We start from the raw sequence: 24,643 nt of genomic DNA on the forward strand, positions 1-24,643 counted from the left end.
GCACAGCGGGGCAGGGCACAGCGGGGCAGGGCACAGCGGGGCAGGGCACAGCGGGGCCGAGCACGATGGACCGGACCACGACGACGGACGGGACCACCTGATGACCGCGACGCTGCCCGACGGGGGAGCGCCCAGCCTCTCCCTGCGAGCTCGGCTGGCACGCCGCTCCGCAAGCTCCGCAACGCGCCAGAACCGGCCCGTAGGGGCCCAGGCCGTGACGCCGACCGCACCCGCCCTGCCGGGGCGACCCTGGATCGAGCAGGCCTGGCGCGACGTCGTCTTCGTGCACTGGCGCGTGGACGTCTCCGCGGTGGCGCCGCTGCTGCCGTCGGGCACCCGACCCGACACGATCGCACCGGACGGCACCGACGACGGGGTGACGACGTGGGTGGGCCTCATCGCGTTCAGCTTCGAGGACACCCGGTTCCCGCCGTTCGGGCCGCTCGGACGGACGGGCCGTGTCGGCGACTTCCTCGAGGTCAACGTCCGCGTCTACACGCGCGACGACGCGGGGCGCCGCGGGGTCGTGTTCCTGTCGCTCGACGCGGGGAAGTTCCTGCCCGCCGCGGCAGCGCGCGTCGTCACCGGCACGCCGTACCACTGGGCGCGGGTCGCTCGTCGGCAGCGCGGGGACCGGACGGCGTACGCCGTGCACCGGCACGGATCGCGTCTGCGGTCCCTCCTGGAGGTGGAGGTCGGCGAGCCGGTCGCCGAGCCGACCGCGCTCGAGTCGTTCCTCACGGCGCGGTGGGGCATGCACGTGGGGCGCGCCGGGCGGACGTCGTGGTGGCCGAACGAACACGACCCGTGGGTGGTGCACCGAGCCTCGCTCACCCGGCTGCGCGACGACCTGATCGGGGCGGCGGGGCTCCCGGTGTCGCTGACCGAGCTCGAACCGGAGTCTGTGCTGTACTCCCCCGGGGTCGTGACGCGGTTCGCGGGTCCGCGCGCCTGAGCGACGGCGGCCCGCACCTCAGGCAGCGAGTTCGAGGCAGGTCTGCGCCCAGGTCCCGACCCGGGCCGACGCCCCGCGCCGGGGGACAGCGGCTGACCGCAGTGCCGCAGGGGCCCCGCGTACAAAGGGGTGCATGACTCGAGTGGCTGTGGTGACCGGTGGATCGGCTGGACTGGGACGGGCGACGGTCCGGGAGCTCGCCGCACGCGGCTGGGACGTCGCCGTCCTGGCGCGCGGTGCGGACGGGGTGGACGCGGCCGTCGCCGAGGTCGAAGCGGCGGGCCGACGCGGTCTGGCCCTCGTCGCGGACGTGTCCGACCGCCAGGCCGTCGAGGACGCCGCCGACCGCGTCGAGGCCGAACTCGGCCCGATCGACCTGTGGGTGAACGGCGTCATGGTCGGGGTGTTCGGCAAGTTCCTCGACACCGCGCCCGAGGACTTCGAACGGGCACTCGACGTCACCTACCTCGGCTTCGTGAACGGCACCCGTGCTGCCCTCAGCCGCATGGTGCCCCGCAACTCCGGACACGTGATCCAGGTCGGTTCGGCCCTGGGTTCGCGTGGCATCCCGTTGCAGGCGGCGTACTGCGGGGCGAAGCACGCGATCGTCGGGTTCACCGAGTCCGTCGTGTCCGAGCTGATCGAGCAGGGCAGCGACGTGCAGGTCAGCCGGGTCGACATGCCCGCCCTCAACACCATCCAGTTCAACTGGGTGAAGTCGACGCTCCCGCACCACGCGCAACCCGTCGCCCCGATCTACCAGCCCGAGGTCGGTGCCCGCGCCATCGCCACCACCGCCGAACGCCCTCGCCGCCGCACCTGGGTCGGCGAGTCGACCGTGTACACGATCCTCGCCAACCGCATCAGCGGTCGGTTCGCCGACTGGTACGCCGCGAAGACCCTGGTCAGCGGTCAGCAGACCGAGGAGAAGGACGGCGAGGAACTCCCGTCGAACCTGTACGAGCCCGTGCCCGGTGACCACGGCGCGCACGGGGTGTTCGACGAGCAGGCGCACGAGTGGTCGCCACAGACGTGGTGGGTGGAACACCGCCGACTCGGCAACGGGATCGTCGGCGCAGCCCTCGGCGTCGCGGGACTCGCGGTCGCCACGGCAGCCGGACGCCGCCGATGAGCCGCGCGGGCCTCGCCGGCCGCCTCGGTACCCGTGGGCAGCGGGCACTCGCGGTCGAGCTCCTGCGTGCCGGCATCGGCATCACCCACCTGCTCGGCGCCCGCCGCGCCCTCGGGCGTCCGGCCGTGCTGGGTCGGGTCCTCGGTGTCCGTCAGCTCGGCCAGGCCGGACTCGTCCTGCGCGCGGGGACGGCCGACGCCCACACCGTCAGTGCGGTGGTCGACGCCACACACGGCGTGACGATGGTCCCGCTCGCCCTGATCGATCGGCAGTCCCGGCGGTTCGCCGTCCGACAGCTCTGGATCGCGACGCTCCTCACCGTGCTCGAGGTCGCCCTCGTCGGTCGCGGGCAGCGCTGACCGGCAGCACCCCCGGACGCAGGACGCCCCCGCAGACCTGATGGTCGGCGGGGGCGTACCCGCGTGCTGCTACTCGACTTCGGAGGCCGGGTCCTCGGCCTCGACGCCGGTCTCGTCGAGACGGTCGCGCAGGTGGTCGGCCATCACGCCGGCACCTTCGTCACCGTGGTCGTGCTGGACCTGCTGCACGAGACCGTGCAGCTTCTCATCGTTCGTCGCGTCGGTCGCACCGTCCATGATCGGCTCGGACTGGACGCCGTTGTCACGCTCTTCTGCACTCATGGCACGAACGCTACGCTGCGCCGGGCAGCGGCTCACGGGCGCACCCCAGGTCGTGCCGGGGACGGACGGGAGGCCCGGATCACGCCGGCGGTTCGCCGGACGTGGGCAGGGCCTCCCGTCCGATGCGCGGAACCGACGTCAGAGGCGGAGGCGGGCGAACTCGGGGTCGACGTCGCCGTGCCGGTGCGCGGTGACGACCACCGTCTGTTCACGGAGGTAGTGCGCCATCTCGACGACGCCGGCCTCGACGACGGGGGCGTCGTGGATGGCGGTGTCGATGCCAGCGCCGAGCGCCTCCTCGAGAGCGAGGGGGTCACCGCCGAGCAGGCGGATCCGCGATCCCGGCCCACCGAAGGCCGTGTGCTGCCGGGGTTCGAAGCCCTGCGACAACACGATGTCGATGGCGTCCTGCGGTTCGGCGGCCCCTCCCGACCACTGCTCGTGGAGGAGCGCCCCGGATGCCGCGCGAGCGAGGAACTCGTCGTCGGTCTCCACCAGGTGGTCGACGACGTCGAGCGGGGACCGACCGCTCGCGAGCAACTGCGTGAGCGGCCCGGGGAGCGCGCGGGCGGTGCTCAGCAGGACGTGCGCCCGGGCAGCGGTCGCTGCGGCGAGGGTCCGGATGAGGTCCCCCGTGCTGACACCCTCGGACTGCCGGACGACCACGGACTGCGGGCGGTGGCGCAGCACGTTCCGTTCGACGCCGAGGTCCGCGGTGTCCCGGGACCGACCGAAGCGCTCCTCGCGCGCCTGGGCGTCGCTGGTGGCACCGGCGCGGACCTGGTCGAACTCCTCGAAGGACAGACCACTGCGGGACGACTCGATGAGGGCCGTGACCCGCGGCGGCAGCCCGTGCAGCTGGATGCTCTTGTGCACGGTGCGGGGGACGGGCTCCCAGTGGCCGAGCATCGCGACCGAGTCGGGGCCGCCACGCTTCGCGACGGCACCGACCGAGGAACTCCCCCAACCGCCGGCGGGCTGCCGGACGACGGTGGTGTCGGTCGTGGCACGGTTCACCACGAGCGTGCCGGCGTCGACCCGGTCGGTCCAGAGGGCGACCTCGTCGACGTCGAGCGTGTGCAGGGCCTCGACCAGGCCGTGGTCGCTGCCGTTCTGGATCGCGATGGCCTGTTCGAGTGTCTCGACCTGCACCACCCCGAGCACCGGGACGCCGACCTCCGGGTGGGTGGAGGCGCTGCCGGGACGGACACCGACGCGGACGCCCGGGGACCAGAGCCGGCCGGACTCGTCGAGCAGCCGGGGTTCGACGAGCCAGGACTCCCCCGGGCCGAGGTCGGTCAGGGCGGCCCGCGCTGCCCCGGTCGGCTCGACGACGAGCGGCCCGATCTGCGCGGCCGGGTCGGTGGGCCAGGCGACGCGGAGCGCGCGGGTGGCGTCGGCCAGCTGGCGGAGGAACCGGCTCTCGACGCCGTCCTCGCCGACCGACCCGACGAGCACCACGAGGGAGATCGACGCACTGGCCTGCCCGGACTGGGTGAACGCCGAGGCGACGACGTCGCGGACGGCCTGGTCGATGTCGGCCGCTGGGGTGACGACGGCCGCCGAGACCGCTCCGGTGTCGGCGAGGAGCGGCAGGCCGGCGCGCCACCACCGGAACGAGCGGGCGGTGTCGGGCAACCCGGCGAGCAGCACCCGGTCGACGGCGGGGTGGGCGACGAGGTCGCGGCCGAGCTCACTGACGTCGAGGTCGACGAGCTGGAGCATCGAGTGGGGGACCCCGGCGTTCCAGAGGACGTCGGCGAGCACCGCGCCGGACCGCTTGGCGAGCGGGGACGGCTTGAGGACGACGCCGCTGCCGGCGGCGAGCGCCGAGAGCACGCCGTCCGCCGGGGTGGTCAGCGGCGAGTTCCACGGGGCGACGACGACCGTCAGCCGGGGCGGGACGAAGGTCGCTCCCGTGACGTCGACCAGGTGTCGCGCGCGGTCGGCGGCGTGGTGGGCGGCGTCGACGGCACCGCTGACCTGCCGGTCGGCCTCGGTCAGGGTCATCGCGGTCTCGGCGACGACCACCTCGACCAGGGCGGCACGGCGGGCCTCCAGCTCGTGGGCGACGAGGTCCAGGAGTTCAGCGCGGTCCTGCGGGTCCTGTCGACCCCAGTTGACGCCTGCCTGCGCGGTGCGCGCGATGGTCCGCTCGAGGCGGGGGCGGTCGGTGACGCGGGCACCGCGGATGGTGGCGGTGCCGAGCTGCGAGCGGGGGACGCGGCGGAGCAGGTCGGCCGCCCACTGCCGGTTCGCGTCGACCCCGGCGTCGGTGTCGACCGCGGGTGGGTGCACGGTGCGGATCTCGGGGGCGCCGAGGGGGACGCGGCGGTCCTGCGTGCGGAGGGTGGCCGGGGCGGGGTGCCCGAGTGCGGCGACCGCGTCGGTCAGGCGGGCACGTGCGCGCTCGGTCTCGGCGGCCCGCTCGTCGTCGGTGCCACCACCGGACGTCAGGGGGCCGGCAGCGCCCTCACGCAACCGGCGGGCGAGGTACGGGATCGCCGCGTCGAACTCGTCGGGGTGCACCACGGGGGTGACGAGGGCGACCGTGCCGACGTCGGCGCGGACGGCCTCGAGGACGGTGCCCGTCATGCCGAGGAGCATCTCGACCTCGAGCGCGTCGGCGACCCCGCGACGGTCGGCGAGCACGCGGGCGGCGGCGACCAGCACGGGGTCCCACCCGGTGAGCGCGATCCGCACGGCATCGGTGTGCTCCGGCATGAGTGCGGCGTCGAGCAGGCGCAGGAGCGCGGTGTCGATGTGCCGCCGGTCGGTCCAGACGCCCGGCGGACGTCCGTGCACGAGGGCGTCGGCCCGTTCCTCGGCCAGGTGGGCACCATCGACGAGCCGGACCCGGACGGGTGCGCCGCCGCGGAACCGGCGGGCGGTCGCCCACTCGGTGAGCGACGCCAGGACGCCGAGGCTGTCGGGCAGCGACGCCGGCAGCGTGATGCCCGCGGTCGCGTGGGCGAACTCGTCCTGGTCGAGCAGGGTGCGGAACACGGCCACGGAGAGGTCGAGGTCGTGCGGGCCGTCGACGAGCAGCGTGACGGTGCTGTCGGCGGCGACCGCCGCGCGGAACACCGGGACGAGCCGCTCGACCGCCTGCTCGGTGGCGTCGTCGAGGGCCCACGGCGAGGTCGGCGGGACGACGTCCGCGACCGCGAAGGACACCGCCGGGACGTCGTCGCGACCGAGCAGGTCGGTGATCCAGGCCAGGCGGCGGTCGCTCTCGGCGGGACCGAACACGGTCGGGCCGAGGGGTGCAACGTCGAGGCGGGTGCCCGGGCCGGCGAGCTTGCCGAGCGCTGCGCCGAGTCGGGCCGGCGGGGCGTCGACGACCAGGTGTCCGGCCAATCGGCGGAGCACCCGGCGCGCAGACGGGATGACCGCCCACGGCGCCATCGTCGCGAAGCCACCACCGACGGTCACGGCGCCGCGGAGGTACCAGGCGAGGAAGTCCGGGACGTCCCGGCTGGCCTTCTCGAGGTTCCGGGCGGCGACCTTCGGGTCGTCCGGCCGGATCACCTTGTCGACGAACCCGCGGGCGAAGTCGAGACCGCGCTCGTCGCGCAGGACCTCGGCGAGCCGGGCCGCTCCGGCTTCGGGCTTCACGCCGCGGGAGGCGTCCAGCCAGCGCCCGACGAGGGCGGACGCGTCGTCGGTGCAGTCCTGGAGGCGTGCGGGCGGCATGGTCTCGATCGTAGGCCGCTCCCCCGACGTCTCCTCGGAGGCGCCCGTGTGCCGTCCCGGAGTCAGCCGAACGGATGATCCCGGCCCGACGAGCTGCCCTCGCGGATACGCTGGCGGGATGGTGGAGCACGGCGCTGACGGCCACGACTGGGCCACGTGGGACGCGTTCCACGACGTCTGGCGCGGGTTGGACCGGGCGCTCGACGTCGCCGTGCAGCGGGACGCCGGCATCTCCATCCCCGAGTTCGAGATCCTCATCGGCCTGCACCGCGACCCCGAGCACCGGCTGCGGGTCCGCGACATGGCCGCCGGGATCGGCTGGGAGAAGTCGCGCGTCAGCCACCAGGTCACGCGCATGGTGGCCAGGGGGCTGGTCGCGCGCGCCGACTGCCCCTCGGACGGCCGCGGCAGTTGGATCGTGATGACCGCGGACGGCCGACGCGCGGTCCTCGCCGGCATCCGGGCGCACACGGCGGCGCTGGAGCAGTTGTTCTGGAGGCCCGTGGCCGGCGACGGGGACACGCTGCGGGCCGTCTCGCACCGCGTCCTCGAGGCGCTCGGTCCGGTGGACACCGGCACTGACCTCGTCCCGGGGGACGCCTGACCTGACAGCCGCCGTCCCCGTCGTGGGAGGATGCCCTGGACCGACTGTGCGGGGGAGGGCAGATGGACAACGACGGCTCACGATCCGCCCGTGCGGCGCTCGTTGCCGCGCTCGACATCGTCGGGCTCGCACCCTCCGAGCGCTTCGACCGGATCGTCCGGATCGCCCGCGAGGTCTTCGACGTCCCGTTCTCGTACGTCAACCTGCTCGACGACACGCTCCTGCACACCTTGACGCCGAACACGGCCGGCGAGCCGACGTCCGGGCCGCTCGAGTGGTCCTTCTGCCAGTTGACCGTCCAGCGCCCCGGGCCGACGGTCGTCCCGGACACGCTCGCCGACCCGCGCACCGTCGACCTGCCCGGTGTGACGAGCCGCGGCATCCGCTTCTACGCCGGCGTCCCACTGACCATGCCGGGCGACCTGACGATCGGCAGCCTGTGCCTGATGGACGTCCGGCCGCGGGAGTTCAGCCCGCAGGACGAGGCCGCGCTGATCGACCTCGGACGCTGGACCGAACAGGCCCTGACGAAGGGCATGCAGCACGACCGGCTGCTCGAGGTCGTCGAGGCCCTGACCCCGCCGCCCGTCCACGTCCCGGGCTACGCGCTGGCCGGGCTCAGTGTGCCGTACGGCGACCTCAGCGGTGACGTCCACGACTGGACGGTCGCCGACGACGCCGTGACGTTCACGCTCGCCGACATCATGGGCAAGGAGCAGCCCGCCGCACTGCTGGCCGCCGGACTGCGGGCAGCGCTCCGGCAGCACGAGGACCTGCCGCCGGTCGACGCCGTCGGCGCGGTCGAGCCGCGGATCAGCGAGGACCTCAGCCGCGCCTCGGCGTTCGCCACGCTGTTCCACTCCCGCCTGACACCGAGCACCGGACGGGTCGACTTCGTGGACGCCGGCCACGGGCTCGTCGTGCACCTGCACGCAGACGGCACCTCGGACATCCGCCGCTCGCGGGACCTGCCGCTCGGACTGCACCCGCAGGGGGTCCCGTTCCGCCTCGGGTCCCTGGTGCTCGAGCCGGGCGACGCGCTGCTCGTGGCGAGTGACGGGGCGCTGGACCTGGGCGACGGGACGATCGACACCCTGACGGACATCGGGCGGACGTTCCGCCGGGCGCCGAGCACGGCCGCGTTCCTCGAGACGGTGCGCCTGCGGGCCGCGGAGCACGCCGAGGACGACGTCACCGTGACGGTCCTGGCGCGGGACGCGGACTGACCCTCCGGCGGGTCCTGGGCGCCGACGCCACGACGCCACGACGCCACGACGCCACGACGCCACGACGGAACGGTGCTGGCACCTGCGGACAGGTGCCAGCACCGGGGCTCGTGCGCCTGACCCGAACAGGAACACGAACTCCCGCCAGCCTCTCCGGCACCACCGACGCCCCCGGCCCCCGGGAACGGCCGGCAGCGCCCCGGTCGCCCGATCCGGCGTGATGCGGACAGCGCCGGGCTGCGTCACGCCCGGACCCCGGCCGAGCGCCCTCTTCGTGGCCCGGTTCAGCGCACTTCGAACCCGTACAGCGAGTACCCGTACGGCGTGGCCCGGTGCACGCCCTGGAACCGCACGTGACGCCAGGTGCCGGACAGGTCGACCGTGTCCGTGCCTCCGTCGCCGTCACTGACGGTCGCGATCGTGGTCCAGGCGTCGTCGGCCCCGTTCCGCGCCTCGATCCGGTAGGCGGACCCGTACGCGTCCTCCCACCGCAGGGACGCCTGGTGCAGGGGCTGCGCCGATCCGAGGTCGACGTCGAGCCACTGGTCGTCGGTGTGACCGCTCGCCCAGCGGGAGCCCGGGTCGCCGTCCGTGGCGTTCCGCGCGGCGACACCGGCGGCCTCGTCCGCCGACGAAGTCGTCGGGGCGTTCCGCGCCAGGTCGGGCGTCGGTGCGCCCTCGGTCGAGTCCACCCGGAACGCGAAGAGTGAGTACCCGAACGCCGTGTGGCGCTGCACGCCGAGCATCCGCACGTACCGCGCCCGGACCCCGTCGAGCTCGTGGACCGCGCTGCCACCGGCCCCGTGGTCCTCGGTGGTGACGGTCCGCCAGTCGTCGTCCGTCGTGGTCCGCACCTGGACAAGGTACCGGTCCGCGTACGCCGCCTCCCAGTCGAGACGCACGCTGTCGACGGGGACCACGGCGCCCAGGTCGACCGCGATCCACTGGTCGTCCGACGCGCGGCTCGCCCACCGGGTGGAGCCGCTGCCGTCGACCGCCTGCTCGCCGCCCAGGTCCGCGCGCTCGTCGGAGGACGTCGTCACCGGCTTCCCGACCGCGATGTCCCGCGAGGTGCCGGGGTCCGGGTCACTGCCGTCACCGGGATCGGCGACGTCGCCGTTCGTCACCGTCGTGATCGTCGCCTGCCCGGAGGCCCCGCCGAGGGTGGCGCTCACGGTCGAGGTGACGCCACCCGCGGCAGCCGCGGTGACCGCGCCGTCGCCGGTGACCGAGCCGCCGCCGTCGATCGTCCACACCGATGCACCGGCGGACCCGGCAGCTGCCGTCACCGGTCCGCCGTCGAAGTCCGCGTCGAACCCGTACGCGGTGAGCGTGGTGCCGCCGCCGGCCGGGAGGCGCGTGGTGCGCGGTCCGACCAGCACCGTCGACGGGGTGATCGCCGAGACCGACGGGGTGCCGTGGACCTCGAACGACCAGATCGAGTAGCCGTACTGGGTGAGGCGGTCGACGCCGTGCATCCGCACGAACCGCGCGGTGGTGCCGACCGAGAGGTGGTCCGCCGCCGCCGTCGTCTTCGCCACGTTCCGCACGGTGCGCCAGGGGCCGTCGGCCGCGTCGGCGACCTGCAGGTCGTACTCCTTCGCGGCGGCGTTCTCCCACGTCACGTCCACGTCGGCGACGTCGGTCGCACGGCCGAGGTCGACGGTGTAGTCGACGGCGTCCTGCCCGTGCTCGCTCTCCCACCGCGTCGTCGGGTCGCCGTCCAGGGCCTTGCCCGGGCTGTTCCCCCCGTCACTCGAGGTCGCGACGGCGGTGGCGTGGAGTGCCTGGTCCGGGACGGTGGCGACCGCCGAGACGACGGCGCTGCCCTCCACCCCGCCGCTCGTGGCGGTGACGTACCCGGCCCCGGCAGCAGCCGCACGGACGCTGCCGTCGTCGGCCGAGCCTCCAGGCAGGGTCGTGGCCCAGGTGACGGGACCGCTCAGGGCGAGCGGGTCGCCGTACTGGTCGCTGCCGGCCGCCGCGAACGTCGTCGGGGTGCCGACGACGAGCTGCTCGAAGCCCGGGGTGACCCGGATCGACGTGAGCTCGGGAGCCGGGGCGACCCGGAACCGGTACGTGTCGCTGACCGACCCCACCGAGGCGGTGACCGTGACGCTGTCGGCGCGCTTCGTGGCGTCGTACGTCCCGTCGGCGGCGATGCTGCCGGTGCTGGCGTCCCAGGTCAGCCCGTCGAGCGGCATCGTCGCGCCGTACTGGTCGTACCCGGTCGCCGTGAACCGCGTGGTGGAACCGGGCACGAGGGTCTTCGGGCTGTCCGCCGTGTCGACCACGATCTCGGCCAGGTGGGCGTCGAGGTGCGAGGTGATCTGGGTGTGCGCGGGGACCGCGATCTCCCCGATCACCCGCTGGCCGTCGTAGACCTCGTAGGAGTGCTGGACGTCGTCGACGTTGTCGAGCACGTAGGAGTACGTGCCGTCGGCGGCGCGGAACACCTGGCTGAGCGGGTCGGAGGTGTGCCGGTCCGTGACCTCGGTGCCCACCGTCCGGTTCGACGCCGCCTGGTGGTAGACCAGGCCGGCCATCGACTGCCCGGTGACGGCCGGGTCCTTCGCCTTCCACAGTGCCCGGTGGATGTCGAGGTACGTGTCGGGGTCGTACTGCGCGAGGAAGCCGAGCACGACGTTGCCGAGCGCGTCGCCCATGTCGCTGAACACCGCTGCTGCGTGCGCGGTGTCGGTACCGGGCCGGTGGTCCGTCAGGTCCACCGAGTAGAGCCGGTCGATCGTCGCCGTGTCGGCGGTGTACCGGGTCGACAGGTACGGCAGCAGCGGTGACTGCACGGGCCAGTCCTTCGGCTGCTCGTCCGCCGTCGGTCCGTCGGTCTTCGCGGGCACGAGTGCGGCGGGCAGCGTCGTCGGGGTCCAGTACTGCGCCGGGAACACCACCTCGCCGTTCGCGTCGGTGCTGACGAAGAGCGTGCCGGTCGCCTGGTCGTACAGCGGGTTCGCGGCCGTCTTCGCCGTGACGTACCCGGGGTGGTTCGCCTCGGCGGCACGGACGGCGTCCTCGAGTTCACCGATCGCGGCGTTCCGGTCCTGCGCGATCGTGTCGTTGCCGTAGGTCCCGACGCCCCACCACTTCTTGGTCAGCATCTGGATGTGGGCGGCGTTGCCGTTCACGACGCCGTCCTGCCCGACGACCCGTGGGCGCGCCTGCATCATCTGCCGCATGATCGCCTTCGAGAAGCCCGGGTCCCAGCCGAAGAAGTCGAACCAGGGTGCGGTCGGCATCCACTGGATGCCGTAGATCCACGCGGGGTCGCCGGAGAAGTACGTGGCTTCGGCCTGGCCCGAGTCGAACAGGATGCCCGCCTGGCCGTACCGGTACGCGTCGGGGAACGCGCCGTTGCCGTCGTACGACTTCGACGCGGTGTTGCCGTGGGCGTTCTGGTAGTAGTCGCGGACCGCGGCGCGTTCGGTGACGTACTCCATCGCGCCGGTGGCCTGCATCTGCTCGTTCCCGAGCACCGTGCCGAGGAGGAACAGGCCGGCCTCGGACTGGATCGCCTCGGACGACGACTCCTGGTTGTTGCCACCCGGGGACGAGACACCGCCCGCGTTCGAGTGGCCCTCCCACACGCCGAAGGTCCGCAGGTGCGGGAACCGGTCGTCGTCCCGGTCCCAGTTGGCGTACTGCTTGGTCACCAGGGTGGCCATGCCCTCGTACCGCTCCGCCCAGCCGGGATCGACCGCCCCGAGGAGCGCGGTGGCGACGGCGAAGTAGCCGTAGTGGAAGTGGTTGTCGTTGAACTGCGCGGACCCGTACGAGTCACCGAAGCCGATCAGCGCCTTCCACGTCGGGTACATGGCGAAGAAGTGCTCACTCTCCCCCGTCGAGTACGTGTACCAGTCGGTCAGGGCCTTCGTGAGCGTGGCCTGGAGCTTCCGCTCGTCGTCGGTGTCACCGATCTGCCGCGCCACCGTCATGTACTCGGCGAGCTGCTGCAGGTCCTTGCCGCCCCAGTAGGTGTCGCCGCCGTACGTGGTCTTCGTGGCGTAGTCGGAGAGGTACCGCCGGAGCACGTCCCGCTCGTCCTGCCCCTCCGGTGAGGCGCCGGTGGGCGTGATGCCGGTGAAGGCGTAGTCGAGGGTCCAGCCGTCGTGGCCGATCGTGGTCTTCATCGTGCCGCGCGGGGTCGCGTACGTGGCACCGGTGAAGTGCAGGTCGTTCGTCGTCTCGGCGTACTGGTGCTGCAACCAGCCCTGCACGGTGTCGTGGTTCGAGCCCTGCAACGCGTCGGTCTGCACCGACCACTGCTGCTCGACCTGGCCCGCCGCCGGGTCGTACGAGTAGTCCATCGTGGTGTTCCGCGGCACGGCGAACGCGTACTGCTGCAACCGGTCGAGGCTGAGGCCACTGGCCGGGACGGCGCTGAGCACCAGGTAGGCCGTGCCCGCGGACGCGTCGATGGCGTTGCCGCTCCGGGTGAAGGTCGTCCCGGCTGGCGCGTGCACGCCGAACACGTGGTCGCCCTGCCGGATCTCGAACCGGTCGCCCGTGAACGGGAAGCTGATCGGCTCGCCGGCACCGTCGGTGATCGTCGCACCCGGTTGCACCGACAGGCGCGGGGTCATGCCGTGGTACTCGAACCACTCGTACGGGTTGCCCTGCACGCTCGTGACGTCCATGTACTGGCCGCCCGCACCCGCCTGCGGCATCCGCCAGCTGACGTTCCAGTCGCCCCAGCGGAGCGCGTCCGCCTCGGTCGCGGAGAACGCCGTCGAGAACCGCTGCGCGACCCCGTCCGGCTCGTCCGTCAGGAGCACCTGGTCGACCATCACGTGGGCCCAACCGGCGTTCAGCGAGTCGACGACACGGAGCTGGGCCTGCTGACCCGCCCACGCGCTGACGTCCCAGTCGACCCAGCGGAACTGCTCGCTGTCGTCGCCGGTGGCGGAGGCGACGACCTGCCCGCCGACGACGAGCTGCACGGCCTCCTGGTCGGCGTGCTTCCCACCTGCGACCATGAACGCGAGCGTCGAGTGGTCGACGGTGAACGGCTTCGACGTCATCGTGCCCGTGGCGCCGTCCCCGCCCGTCGCGCCCCACGACGTCAGGTACCCGTTGCCCAGCCAGCCGGACACCTGGCTCTGCCCCGCGGCGGTGTCCGTCGCCCCGCTGAACGCCGTGCCGGTGCTCGTCCACCCGTCGGGGACGCCGTGCTCGAAGTCGGCGAGCAGCTCGTCCGAGGGGTCGGCGGCGGGGGTCACCGTGCCGCTCACCGTCACCGGGGACTCCAGCTGCATCGCGGTGCCGTCGCTGTTCCACTTCGTCGGGTACGTCAGCTTCGTACCGTCCTGGCTGTTCGAGGACACGAACGGGTACGCCCACATGTCGCCGGAGTACTTGCTCACCAGCAGGTCGGTCCACCACTGGTTGGTCGGCACCGGCTTCCCCGCCTGGGACGGGTCGATGTACAGGTGCTGGTCCACCGTCTTCTGCACGTCGGCGCTGTCGCTGATCGAAGTCGGCGGCGTGGGCGCGAACGACCCCGAACCGACCCGGGCGCCGTCGGTGGGCGGAGTCGGCACCGTGGCGGGGGTCGGCAGCGCGGTGCGGGTCGGCGCCGCGGTGCGGGTCGGCGCCGATCGTGTCGAGTCGGTCGCCAGGTCGGCTGCGCTGGCACCGGTCGCGGGTCCGACGACCGCGGCGATCACCGTCATCACCACGAATCCGGACATGACGGTGGTGCGGGGCGTGGAGCGGCTTCTGCGCGGTCGTTCCGCGTGGCGTCGGGGCACGGTCCGACGGTATCGGCGCGTTCACACGACGTCAGTCGGTAGAACTACGGACCCGGGCGGGATCACCCACCCCACTTCGGGGGCGGGGACGGAACGGCCGTCGCGAGTTCCGGCGGGGCCCCTGTGGTCCGACCGTCAGGCTCCACGCGGGTTCGCGGGTTCGCGGGCTCTGGCGGCGCGAAGCTCTGCAGGAACGCGAAGTGCTCCCGGAGCGCCGTCGACCCCATCGCGGTGAGTGAGACCCAGCTGCGCGCCTGTCCCTTGGCGCGTTGCACACGGCGGAGGTCGACGTAGCCCGCATCGGTGAGGATGCGGAGGTGTTCGCTGAGGGTGGCGTCCGAGACGTCGAGCGCCTCGCGCAGGACGCCGAACTCGACCTCCCCACCGCGCGCCGACACGGCGCAGATCTGCAGCCGCTGCGGCGCGTGGACGACGGCGGGACAGGGCGATGAGGCCGACGACCCCGAGCAACAGCCACGGGGAGTTCTCGGTCCCGCTGACCCCGAAGACCACCGCAGTGACGAGTCCGCCGCGCAGCAGGTGCACCCACCACCGGCGAGCGCCTTCGCGCGACGAGACGGGTCTGTGCGTCGCCGGTTCCGGTTCGGCGCATGGCACGACCAGGCGTGCAAGGAGGGCACGAGCTCGGGGATGAGTTCGTGCCCTCCGCAGAGGTCGGGTTCAGCCCCAGGGCGCCGGAGTGGGGGCGTCCGCAGGGCTGCCGAGCTGCCCCATGAGGCCGGCGAAGTCCTCGAGGTGCCAGGTCGCCACGATCCTCCCGTCGCGGACCTGGTGCACGTCCATGGTGCGCATCTCGATGCGCCTGCCGGTGGGCTCGTGACCCATGAAGGCGCCCTGGTGCGTGCCGGAGACGGTGTTGCGGACCGCGACCTTGTCGCCCTGGACGATGATGTCCTGGTGCGCGACGTCGTAGTCGGGCATGGCGTGACGGAAGAGGGCGATCTGGGCGGCCATGCCGGCGGGTCCCTGCTGCTGGCCCGGGGCCAGGGGCAGGTCGATCCAGTCCTCCGCCAGGACCTCGCCGTAGCCGGTGGTGTCGCCGGTGCGGAAGGGCTCGTAGAACGCCCGCACGATGTTCTCCGTGGCGGTGTCGTCGGTGTCGTTCTGCTCGTTCGTGGTGCTCATGAGGGTGGACCTTTCGAGATGGTCGATGCGAGGTGGAAAGAGGAGCGAGTTGAGGGCGGCGAGACGCGCAGGGAGTGCTGGGCGGATCTAGCCGAGGGCGAGGACGAGGCCGGCGATGACGAGCACGAGTGCCGTCGCGCCGTGGACGCCGAGGGCCTGGCGGAGCGTGCCACCGTTGGTGACGACGATGATCGCGTCACCGATCGGCGTGATCGCCGCGGCGAGAAGAGCCCACCCGAACACGTGCGGGCCGGCGACGAGCAGGACCACCAGTGGCACGATCCCGGAGGTGATGTCACGGACACCCTTGATGCTGGTGAACGCACGACGGCGGTCCTCGCCGACACCGAACCCGGCGGTGGCGACCCTCGGCGCGAGGAGGAAGCGGCCGCCGATGAAGAGGATGAAGAGGCAACCGAGGATGGCGACCAGGAGCGCGGCGAAGATCATGGGACGAACCTTTCTGTCGTTACATAACGTCGTTCTGCAACGAACGTAGCACGACGACGGTGCTTCGTCTACCGCTGTTACCTAACTTCGTTCTGCTACTGTGGCGTCATGTCACCACGACCAGCTCCCGACCTCGCCCTCCGGCGTGACCAGATCACCCGAGCGGCTCGCAGCATCGCGGAAGCAGAGGGCTGGGAAGCCGTCACCATGCGTCGGCTCGCATCCGAGATCGGGGTGACGCAGCCGGTCATCTACTCCGCGTTCGCCGGCGGCCGACAGGCGCTCATCGACGCCGTCGCGCTCGGCGGGTTCGATGCGATCGCGACCGCACTCGAAGACGTCCCCGCCGAACCCCTCGCGCGGATGCAGGCGTACCTCGACTTCGCCGCCGCCCAGCCGCACGTCTACGCGGCGATGTTCTCGATGCCGTCGGGACTCGAGTTCGGGACGGGGACCGGACCAGATGCCCTCGAGCGTGCCTTCGCCGCGATCCGGGCGGCGTTCCCTGGTCCCGACGACACCGACGCCGAGGTGGCGTGGGCGACGGTGCACGGTCTGGCGACCCTCGAGATCAGCGGGCGGTTGCCCGCCACGAGGTCCCGTGCACGACTCGACCACGCTCACCGGGCTCTGGCCCGAGGGCAGGACAGAGCCGCAGTCCCCACGAGCTCCCGGTCCCGGGACGACCTCCGCGTGGCCGACTGAGCCGACGTCCGTCAGTCCGAGACGTCCGCCAAGGTCGCCGCCACGAACGACGCCAGCGCGTCCGCCCCGGAGTGGTCGTCGGCCGTGACGGTCACCACGGCGTCCGCCGCCGGGTCGAAGAGGAGCATCTGCCCGCCCGCCCCGTGCAGCCGCCAGAGCTGCGCCGGCCCGTCCCACCCGGCGAGTGCGTACCGCTCGTACGCCGGGTCCCGACCGGCCACGACCCAGTCGGCGTGCAGGGCGTCGACCCACTGCGCCGCGACGAGCTGCTGCCCGCCGACCCGGCCTCGGTCGCGGACGAGTCGACCGATCCGTGCGACCTCGGCGGTCCGGAGGAACAGCCCGCCCCCGGCCGCGACGGAACCGTTCGGGCACCGCTCCCACTCGGCGCCGTCGATGCCGAGCGGGGTGAGCAGCCGGTCCTGAACGAAGCGGCCGACGTCACCGACTCGGGTCGCCAGGACACGCATCGCCGTGTAGGTACTGGCGTTCGCGTACTGGAACACCCGGCCCCGGCTCGGGCGCCCGAGGAACTCGACGGCCAGGTCCGGCCAGTCGGTGAGGAGCGTCGGGGTCCAGGGCAGGTCGACACCGCTCGTCATGCTGAGCAGGCGACGGAGCGTGACACGCTGCGTGCCCTCGCCGAACCGGACCTCGGGCAGGTACTCCGAGACCGGCACGTCGATGTCGACCACACCGTCGTCGGCGGCGATCCCGACCGCCAGGACGCAGACGCCCTTCGCGATCGACTGCACGTCCTCCGGTTCGTCGGGCGTCCAGCGGTGGTCGGCGACGTCGTCGCGGACGAGCACGTGCAGCCCGTGGGCGCCGAAACCGCTCCGGGTGACCTCGGCCACGACGGCGTCCCGGACGGTGTGCGCGCGAGTCATCCCGCCATCCTCTCGTGCGCGAACGGCCCTCGGAGCGGGTGCGGGGATCAGAGGTCGTCCGCGCCAGCGTGCCCGCCCCCCCAGTCGAACCTCGACGCTCGCGATGTCGGCGCGGGGCACGTCCGTCGTGGCGGACAGGCCACGGGCCTCCCGTCCGGCCGCCGTCCACGACGTCGAACCCGGACTTGTCGGTGAGCGCGTACCGGTCCGCCGAGACCGAGGCGAGGGTGCTCTCGTGGCCGGTGAGGGGCCTGGTCGGTCTGCAGGGCCTCGTCACGGAAGTAGGCGTCGCGCGCGGCTTCCGGCGTGCTGATCTTGCCGACTCCCGCCACCGCGATGGCGATGGCGATTGCGATGGCGATGGCGATGGCGATGGCGATGGCGATGGCGACCTTGGTACGAGTGCGCATTCCCACACCCAGGACACGAGACGGCCTGCTGGATCGTCCACGGATCGACCGGCTCATCGGGAACGCCCACCTCCGGGCCACTAGTCTGTGCGATCGGACAGCTTGCCCGAACCGTCGAGGAGACCATCACATGTCAGTCGGACTGCTCGCCGTCGTGGACGACATCCTCAGCGCGGCGCTCAAGGCCAGCGCGAAGACCGCGGGCGTCGTCATCGACGACGCCGCCGTCACCCCGCAGTACGTGCAGGGCCTGGCGCCAGCGCGGGAGCTCCCCGTGGTCGGTCGCATCGCACTCGGCAGCCTGTTCAACAAGTTCGTCATCATCATTCCCCTGGCGCTGCTGCTGTCGGCCTTCGCGCCCTGGGTCCTGCCGTGGTTGCTCGTCATCGGCGGCACCTACCTGTGCTTCGAGGGGGCCGAGAAGGTCACCGAGTGGTTCGGCGTGCACCACGAGGCCGCCTCGGACGAGGCCGCGAGCGAGCCGAAGCTCGTGTTCGGCGCGATCCGCACCGACCTCATCCTCAGCACCGAGATCATGCTCATCGGGCTCGCCAGCCTGGACACCGACCTGGGCTTCTGGCCGACCCTCGGTGCGCTCGCGGTGATCGGCCTCGGCATGACCCTGCTGGTCTACGGCGCCGTCGCACTGCTGGTGAAGATCGACGACATCGGCCTGCAGATGATGAAGAACCCGGTCCGGCGCACCCGTCGCGCCGGCGCCCGGATCGTCCGCGCGATGCCGGCCGTGTTCCGGGTGATCAGCATAGTCGGCACCGTCGCGATGCTCTGGGTCGGCGGCCACCTGGTCATCGCGAACCTGGCGGAGACGTTCTGGGCCGGGCCGTACGAGCTGCTGCACCACGTCGAGCACGCCGTCCGGGGTGCCGGCCCCGTCGTCACGTGGGTCGTCGACACGGCGATCTCGGCCGTCGCGGGACTCGTCCTCGGCATGGTCGTCGTCGGGATCGTGCTGGGGATCGGGCGACTGCGGGGCCGCGCGCACTGACGGCCTCGGCCCGCGACCTGCCGTTGATCGACGCTGTCGGAGACGAATGAGGACCGCGTCGGCCCGCAGAGGTGTGAGTATGTGGCCATGGTGAGTGACGAGACGGCCGACGTGTCGGAGATCCACGGGCCGGCGTGGGAGCGCACCGTGCTGCTCGTGATCCCGCCGAACGACGTCGACGAGGTGCACGAGTCGGTCGATGACCTCTGGCACCTGAACACCGACCTCGGCAGTGGCGAGCGAGCGCGGTTCGAGACCGCACTGCTCGAACTCGCCGGGAACGTCATCGAGCACACCGAGGGCAGCGAGCGGTTGCTGTGCGAGCTGACACTCCGCCGGACGTCGACGGCGCTGGAGGCGCTGCTCAGCGACAGCGGTGCCGAGGTGCGCGTGCCGTTCCGCACCACGATGCCGGACCCCGAGGAGATGGCGGAGTCCGGGCGCGGCATCGCGATGATCGAACTGCTGATGGACGACTTCTCCTACGAGCGCGATCCCGAGGGGAACCGGTGGCGACTGGTGATGCGCCTCCCCGGGCCGCTGCAGCGAGAGCACCACGTCGCCACCGGCGGGACGGGCTCATCGTGAGCAGATCGGCGGGCGACGGCCGGAGACGGCGGAGTCCGTCCGGATGGACGGTGACGATCGCTCCGGGGTCACCGCTCCGTCGTGCGGGGCTGGCGGACCGGTTCCGTGTCGTTGGTGACAGCCCAGTGCGCGAGCAGTTGCAGGCTGTCGTGTGAGGCTGATCCGGGTGATGCGAGGTAGGTGACCAGCGCGAGTCCGCGACGGGAGCCGATGTCGAGCGACTCGAACGTCAGGTCGAGGTCACCGACGATCGGGTGGTGCACCAGTTTCTCGCCCGACCTGTGTTCCCGCACCGTGTGGCTGGCCCAGAGGGTGCGGAACGCCTCGCTCGCCACCGACAGCTCGCCGACGAGCGTGGTGAGTGCGCGGTCGCCGGGAGTGCGGGCCGCCTCGGTCCGGAGCACCGCGACGCTCTGTTCGGCAACGCTGTCCCAGTCGCGGTAGAAGTCGTGCGACCGGGGGTCGAGGAAGATGTACCGGCCGAAGTCCACCGACCGGCCCGGAGTACCGAAGAGGTCACTGTAGAACGCGCGACCGAGCCGGTTCGACGCGACCACGTCGAGCGTGCTGTTCTGCACGATCACCGGCATGTCCGTCATGCCGTCCACGATCTGCTGCACGCTCGCACTGACGTGCTGTGGTCGTTGTGCGGTGCGCCGCGTCCGGAGGCTCGTGGGCGCGTTGGCAGCACGAACGAGGTCGACCAGATGCGTGGCTTCGACATCGTCGAGGAGCAGGGCGCGGGTGACGCCGTCGAGGACGCTGTCGGAGACGCCGGTCGCGTTGCCGCGTTCGAGGCGGGTGTAGTACTCGACGCTGATCCCGGCGACGAGAGCCACTTCCTCCCGTCGGAGTCCCGCGACTCGGCGGCGTCCGCCGAAGTCGGGCAGGCCGATCTGCTCCGGGGTGAGCCGTGCCCGCCGCGATGTCAGGAAGTCGCGGATCTCCGCCTGGGTGTCCACCCGTCGACGGTACGTCACTCCGGTACCCCGAGAGGGTCCCTGTCAGTGACCGTGTCGGCGGAGTCTGGCTCCGTCCGAGGCGGCGACGTTGACTTGCAGCGTTCCCGACAGGAAGGCACTCCCATGACCGACTCCACGGTTTGGTTCATCACCGGCGCAGCACGCGGGATGGGCATCGACCTGACCAGGGCCGCCCTCGCCGCCGGCCACCGCGTCGTCGCGACCGCGCGTGACGCTGCGAAGGTCACCGACGTGTTCGGTGACCAGGAGAACCTGCTGGCGGTGTCACTCGACATCACCGACGAGCGCACCGCCCGGGCAGCCACCGACGCTGCCGTCGCCCACTTCGGTCGCATCGACGTGCTCGTCAACAACGCCGGCTTGTTCTACGCCGGGTTCTTCGAGGAGATCAGCCCGGCGCAGATGCGGCAGCAGATGGAGACGAACTTCTTCGGCCCGCTCACCGTCACCCGCGCGGTCCTGCCCGTCATGCGTCGTCAGCGCAGCGGTCAGGTCATCACGATCAGCTCGACAGCGGGCATCGTCGGTCAGGAGTTCGTCGCGGCGTACTGCGCATCGAAGTTCGCGCTCGAGGGATGGATGGAGTCGATCCGCTACGACCTCGCTCCGTACGGCATCGCGACGATGATCGTCGAGCCCGGCTTCTTCCGCACCGAACTGCTCGTCGAAGGCTCGTCGACGATCTGGCCCGAGCTGTCGGTCGAGGACTACGCCGAGCGCACCGCGACGACGATCGAGGCGTGGAAGGGCATGAACGGCAAGCAAGGAGGGGACCCCGCCAAGCTCGCGGCCGCCCTGGTCTCCCTGACCGATTCCGGCGAAGCCCCACTGCGCTGGGTCGCGGGCGCCGATGCCGTGCAGACCGCCCTCGGCAAGGCGAACCTGCTCCTCGAGCAGGTCGCGGCACACGAGCAGCTGTCCTCCTCGCTCGCCCACGACGCCTGATCCCCTGACCGACCACCGGTTGTCTGCCGCCGCGCATCCGCCAGCGCGGTCACGCTCGACTGCGCCGTCGTGACCTCCCCGGTTCGGACCTCCGGATCATCGCCCACTCCGCCGCCGCAGGCAGCTCCGGTACGACTGGAGGCCGTTGCTCAGAACGAGCAACGGCCTCCACTCCCGGTCACCAACTCGGGTTCCGCACGTCACGTGCTGGTGTTCCCCGCCCGGTCACGGACCGGGCCGGGGTGAGACTTCGGGTCAGTTGGAGCGCCCGTTGCCGTCGCGACGGTCGTCGTCGTCCTCGGGCTTGCGCACGCCGGCCTTGGCGATGCCGCGGCTGAGGATGTAGGCCATCGTCACGAGCGCGACGTAGAACCAGGCCTGGTCGGCACCGAAACCGGTGTGGCCCTCGTCGGCGTTGTCGACGACCGCCGACGCGATGAGGATGGCGAGCGACACCACGATCCACGCGTAGAACTCCGTGGTCTTCAGTGCGGACTTCGTCTCGTTCCAAGTGCGACGGACGACGTTGTCGTGTCGTGCGGGGTTTCCTGCCGTGTTCGACATGGGTGTCTCCTTCACATTCTGTGCCGCCGGACTCCGGCGGCATCGTTGCGGTCCACACTTGTCTCGCGTCGCTGATTACCAACCCAGTTTCGTTTCCCAGCCGCACAGCCGGGCAGGGGCCCCCGCGGTCGAGGCGCTGCAGTCACTGAGGCGACCGCGACCGCGACCGCGGACCTGGCCCGGGCGTACGGCCACATCCGCCGACCGTTGATCGCCGTGATCAACGAACGGGCGAGGGGGCAGGCGAGGCGACCGTGCGCCGTGCCGTCGCGGAAATGGACTCGCACCTGCCGGACACGATCACGATGGCGGACATCGCCGCCGCCCCGTGCATCACCCCGTCGTCTGCAGGTCGGGTTCCAGCTGACAGCCGACGGTCGGCGCCTGCCGTCAGGTGCGGGGATGCGCGGTGATGAGGACGGCGCGGGTGCGGTCGGTGATGTCGTCGACGAACTCCTGATGCGCTGGCTCGAGGACGTCGTCGGAAGCGTCTTCTGTGAGCACGGGGATCCCCGGGCCGAGCACCAGGTTGACGGACGTGTTCGCGCCGCTCAGATCGACTGCCGGCATCGTCACGACGTCCGCGCGCGAGCTCTGACTCAACGCTGCTGTGTAGCGCAACACGGCGGCAGCGGCCGCGCTGCTGGTGAGGATCGAGGACAGTCCGTAGACGAGGTACATCATGATGATCCGGTTCCGACCTGCTCCTTTCGGCTGGTGCCGAGGAAGGTGCACCTGGTGACGGTGCGGCTGGTCATGTGGGTGGGCACCCGCGACCAGCTCAAAGGGGGCGAATCGTGTGCAGAACGGTGCACGCGATCAACGAGGTCTCGTGCTCCTTGCACGCTACGACTCACTCGTGATTTCCCCGAGGATGCCCGCGCGAAAGGGATGAACGGGCGAACGAGCGTCGACGAGGAAGGTCTGAGCGGCAAGCCGCCGGGTCGCTATGCAGACCGTTCGTCTCCACGGAGCCCGCCGAGAAACTCCGGGAGCTGGACGCAGCGACTGCTTCCGTGCGAGACATCACCCGACGGTGGGGCTCTGCACACATGGGCCGGTTCTCCGGCGCCTACCAAGCGTTCGGTGAGTACCCGCGAACGACCTTGCGGAACCGACCCGCCTCCGGATCCGGGATCCTCCGCTGTCGGCGGTGTTCCGCGTGCCGCTCCCTGACCGTGCGCTCCCATCCGGAGCGGAGACTGCTGACAGCTACCAGGACGGCGACGGAGGAGGAACCGTGACGGAACTCGATCGACGGACCAAGGTCCTGGGACGGTTGATCGGGCTGGCATCAGTGACCCGCCGGTCCGAGGCGCAGATCGTCGCCGACCAGCAGCGGGTGGTCGGCCACAACGCCGTCACGGACCTGCTGCTCGGTGGACTCGCTCCCGGGGTCAGCGTCCGCGACACGACCGCCGCGGGGCAGGACGGACCGATCGGGGTGCGCGTGTACCGTCCGACGACGTTCACCGGGACCCCACCGCTCGTGGTCCTCGTGCACGGCGGCGGCTGGACCTCGGGCACCCTCGACACCTACGACTGGCTGGCGTCGAACATCGCGCGGGACGCCCGGGTGGTCGTCGCGTCCCTGGACTACCGCCTCGCGCCGGGGCACCGCTGGCCCGCGGCCGCCGAGGACTCGTACGCCGCCACGGTGGACCTCGTCGGTCGCGCATCGGAACTCGGTGCCGACACGACCCGGGTCGCGGTCGTCGGCGACAGTGCCGGCGGGAACCTGGCCGCCGTCGTCGCCCTGATGGCACGCGACCGCTCTGGCCCGGCGATCGCGTTCCAGGCACTGCTCTACCCGGCGACCGACCTGACGATGGCGAGCCCGTCGATCGACGAGAACGCCACCGCCCCGATCCTGACGAAGGCCGACATGCTCGCGTTCCGCCGCCACTACCTCGGCGGCGCGGACCCGCGCGAGCCGTACGCGTCACCGCTGTTCGCGGAACTGGCCGGGCTCCCGCCCGCCCTGGTGCAGGTCGCCGAGCACGACCCGCTCCGGGACGACGGACTCCGGTTCGCCGCAGCACTGCAGGACGCAGGGGTCGCCGTCCGGACCACGACGTACTTCGGCATGCCGCACGGCTTCATGGCCTTCCCGCGCATCAGTCGTGCTGTGCCGCAGGCGCTCGGCGAACTGTGCCAGGAGCTCCGCCGGGCACTCGCCGTGTCCTGATCCGAGACCGGCTGTCCATCCGGTGACGGGTGCACACCACGAGCGGCCGTCAGGCGCCGACGGCTCAGTACGAGCCGACGGCCTCGCTGTGCGCCCACGCACCACACGGGGTGCCGTACCGACCGGCGATGTAGTCGAGCCCCCACGTGATCTGCGTCGCGGGGTTCGTCTGCCAGTCGGCTCCGGCTGACGCCATCTTCGACCCCGGGTACGCCTGCGGGATGCCGTACGCGCCGTTCGGGTTGGCGGCAGTGGTGCGCCAGCCGGACTCGCGGTCCCAGAGCGACACGAGACAGCCGAAGTCGTCGCTGCTCCAGCCGCGAGCCGCGACCATGTCGGCGGCGATCGCCTGGGCGCTACCGGGGGTCGGTGTCGGGACGACGGGGACGGGGGCCGGTGCGGCGGCGGGCTTCGGGGCGACCGCGCTGGCGGCCACGGACTGCACCGCCGGGGCAGTGGTCGGGGCAGCCGGAGTCTGCGGTTCCGGCCTCGGCTTCGGCTTCGGGGCCTGCACCGTGAAACCGTCGCGGTCCACGGCGAGCTCGACCGCGCCCTGCGTGGAGAACGTCTGCACGGCGGGGGCCGTCGCCGCTGCCGGGACGACCGCCGTCGCGGGGTCGGCGAAGGCCGGGAGGGTCAGCTGCGTCGCGAGGAGGGCGACAGGCGTCGCGAACGCCACGGCCGCGGCGACGCGACGGGCCGCCGAACGATGCGCGGCGGCGGGGTGGGCCTGTCTCTTATACACATCT

Annotated in this window: 21 protein-coding genes; 10 read left to right on the top strand and 11 right to left on the bottom strand. The window is 71.9% G+C overall.

Annotated elements, in window-relative coordinates; genetic code table 11:
* The first annotated feature begins 214 nt into the window (after window positions 1–214).
* The 3 genes from DEI89_RS16410 (at window position 215) to DEI89_RS16420 (ending at window position 2,446) form a co-directional block, all read left to right on the top strand.
* Complete coding sequence (locus DEI89_RS16410) at window positions 215–955, top strand: YqjF family protein (RefSeq protein WP_258366219.1); 741 nt, start codon at window positions 215–217, stop codon at window positions 953–955.
* Window positions 956–1,088: 133 nt separating this feature from the next.
* Window positions 1,089–2,087, top strand: coding sequence for an SDR family oxidoreductase (locus tag DEI89_RS16415; protein ID WP_110905137.1), 999 nt, complete (start codon window positions 1,089–1,091; stop codon window positions 2,085–2,087).
* Window positions 2,084–2,446: a hypothetical protein gene (locus DEI89_RS16420; RefSeq protein WP_110905138.1), complete on the top strand. Its 363-nt coding sequence runs from the start codon at window positions 2,084–2,086 to the stop codon at window positions 2,444–2,446. The genes DEI89_RS16415 and DEI89_RS16420 overlap by 4 nt, the downstream gene beginning before the upstream one ends.
* A gap of 69 nt (window positions 2,447–2,515) precedes the next feature.
* Here DEI89_RS16420 and DEI89_RS16425 read toward each other — a convergent pair whose 3' ends face one another.
* Together DEI89_RS16425 and DEI89_RS16430 are read right to left on the bottom strand one after the other, a co-directional pair.
* A complete protein-coding gene (locus DEI89_RS16425) occupies window positions 2,516–2,728 on the bottom strand; it encodes a hypothetical protein (protein ID WP_110905139.1) in 213 nt (70 codons plus the stop codon).
* A gap of 138 nt (window positions 2,729–2,866) precedes the next feature.
* Entirely contained in the window at window positions 2,867–6,424 is a 3,558-nt protein-coding gene (locus tag DEI89_RS16430) for a proline dehydrogenase family protein (protein ID WP_110905140.1), read from the bottom strand.
* A gap of 118 nt (window positions 6,425–6,542) precedes the next feature.
* Here DEI89_RS16430 and DEI89_RS16435 point away from each other — a divergent pair, with 118 nt between their 5' ends.
* Together DEI89_RS16435 and DEI89_RS16440 are read left to right on the top strand one after the other, a co-directional pair.
* Window positions 6,543–7,028 carry a MarR family winged helix-turn-helix transcriptional regulator gene (locus DEI89_RS16435; RefSeq protein WP_181421704.1) on the top strand — a complete coding sequence of 162 codons (486 nt, stop codon included), beginning with the start codon at window positions 6,543–6,545 and terminating at the stop codon, window positions 7,026–7,028.
* Window positions 7,029–7,090: 62 nt separating this feature from the next.
* The gene (locus DEI89_RS16440) at window positions 7,091–8,254 is read left to right on the top strand and encodes a PP2C family protein-serine/threonine phosphatase (RefSeq protein WP_110905142.1); all 1,164 of its coding nucleotides are present in this window, start codon (window positions 7,091–7,093) and stop codon (window positions 8,252–8,254) included.
* A gap of 284 nt (window positions 8,255–8,538) precedes the next feature.
* Here the strand turns inward: DEI89_RS16440 and DEI89_RS16445 are convergent, their stop codons facing one another.
* The 4 genes from DEI89_RS16445 to DEI89_RS16460 form a co-directional block, all read right to left on the bottom strand.
* Entirely contained in the window at window positions 8,539–13,959 is a 5,421-nt protein-coding gene (locus tag DEI89_RS16445; RefSeq protein ID WP_110905143.1) for a discoidin domain-containing protein, read from the bottom strand.
* 122 nt (window positions 13,960–14,081) lie between these two features.
* Window positions 14,082–14,660, bottom strand: coding sequence for a transcriptional regulator (locus tag DEI89_RS16450; protein WP_258369012.1), 579 nt, complete (start codon window positions 14,658–14,660; stop codon window positions 14,082–14,084).
* 40 nt (window positions 14,661–14,700) lie between these two features.
* Window positions 14,701–15,165: an ester cyclase gene (locus tag DEI89_RS16455; RefSeq protein WP_110905144.1), complete on the bottom strand. Its 465-nt coding sequence runs from the start codon at window positions 15,163–15,165 to the stop codon at window positions 14,701–14,703.
* An 87-nt stretch (window positions 15,166–15,252) separates the two neighbouring features.
* Window positions 15,253–15,615 (bottom strand): DUF4267 domain-containing protein, encoded by a 363-nt coding sequence (locus tag DEI89_RS16460; RefSeq protein WP_110905145.1) that lies wholly within the window; start codon window positions 15,613–15,615, stop codon window positions 15,253–15,255.
* Window positions 15,616–15,723: 108 nt separating this feature from the next.
* Here DEI89_RS16460 and DEI89_RS16465 point away from each other — a divergent pair, with 108 nt between their 5' ends.
* Entirely contained in the window at window positions 15,724–16,320 is a 597-nt protein-coding gene (locus DEI89_RS16465) for a TetR/AcrR family transcriptional regulator (protein WP_110905146.1), read from the top strand.
* A gap of 11 nt (window positions 16,321–16,331) precedes the next feature.
* Here the strand turns inward: DEI89_RS16465 and DEI89_RS16470 are convergent, their stop codons facing one another.
* A complete protein-coding gene (locus DEI89_RS16470; protein ID WP_110905147.1) occupies window positions 16,332–17,210 on the bottom strand; it encodes a serine hydrolase in 879 nt (292 codons plus the stop codon).
* 540 nt (window positions 17,211–17,750) lie between these two features.
* Between DEI89_RS16470 and DEI89_RS16480 the strand changes: the two genes are divergently transcribed.
* Both DEI89_RS16480 and DEI89_RS16485 read left to right on the top strand, forming a co-directional pair.
* Window positions 17,751–18,626: a DUF808 domain-containing protein gene (locus DEI89_RS16480; RefSeq protein WP_110905149.1), complete on the top strand. Its 876-nt coding sequence runs from the start codon at window positions 17,751–17,753 to the stop codon at window positions 18,624–18,626.
* Between the two features lie 87 nt (window positions 18,627–18,713).
* A complete protein-coding gene (locus DEI89_RS16485; protein WP_110905150.1) occupies window positions 18,714–19,214 on the top strand; it encodes an ATP-binding protein in 501 nt (166 codons plus the stop codon).
* A gap of 68 nt (window positions 19,215–19,282) precedes the next feature.
* Here the strand turns inward: DEI89_RS16485 and DEI89_RS16490 are convergent, their stop codons facing one another.
* Window positions 19,283–20,176, bottom strand: coding sequence for a helix-turn-helix domain-containing protein (locus tag DEI89_RS16490; protein WP_110905151.1), 894 nt, complete (start codon window positions 20,174–20,176; stop codon window positions 19,283–19,285).
* Window positions 20,177–20,299: 123 nt separating this feature from the next.
* On the opposite strand from DEI89_RS16490, the gene DEI89_RS16495 reads away from it, so the two are divergent.
* The gene (locus tag DEI89_RS16495; protein ID WP_110905152.1) at window positions 20,300–21,142 is read left to right on the top strand and encodes an SDR family NAD(P)-dependent oxidoreductase; all 843 of its coding nucleotides are present in this window, start codon (window positions 20,300–20,302) and stop codon (window positions 21,140–21,142) included.
* Window positions 21,143–21,397: 255 nt separating this feature from the next.
* On the opposite strand, the gene DEI89_RS16500 is transcribed toward DEI89_RS16495, so the two are convergent.
* Window positions 21,398–21,706, bottom strand: a complete 309-nt coding sequence (locus tag DEI89_RS16500; RefSeq protein WP_110904327.1) for a hypothetical protein — start codon at window positions 21,704–21,706, stop codon at window positions 21,398–21,400.
* A 390-nt stretch (window positions 21,707–22,096) separates the two neighbouring features.
* On the bottom strand, window positions 22,097–22,390 hold the full coding sequence (locus tag DEI89_RS16505; protein ID WP_110905153.1) for a hypothetical protein: 294 nt from the start codon (window positions 22,388–22,390) through the stop codon (window positions 22,097–22,099).
* Between the two features lie 556 nt (window positions 22,391–22,946).
* Here DEI89_RS16505 and DEI89_RS16510 point away from each other — a divergent pair.
* Window positions 22,947–23,894, top strand: coding sequence for an alpha/beta hydrolase (locus DEI89_RS16510; protein WP_181421705.1), 948 nt, complete (start codon window positions 22,947–22,949; stop codon window positions 23,892–23,894).
* A gap of 64 nt (window positions 23,895–23,958) precedes the next feature.
* Here DEI89_RS16510 and DEI89_RS18190 read toward each other — a convergent pair whose 3' ends face one another.
* Window positions 23,959–24,639: a lytic transglycosylase domain-containing protein gene (locus DEI89_RS18190; protein ID WP_258369014.1), complete on the bottom strand. Its 681-nt coding sequence runs from the start codon at window positions 24,637–24,639 to the stop codon at window positions 23,959–23,961.
* Window positions 24,640–24,643 lie beyond the last annotated feature (4 nt).

The sequence above is a fragment of the Curtobacterium sp. MCBD17_030 genome (assembly GCF_003224255.1).
Taxonomy (GTDB): domain Bacteria; phylum Actinomycetota; class Actinomycetes; order Actinomycetales; family Microbacteriaceae; genus Curtobacterium.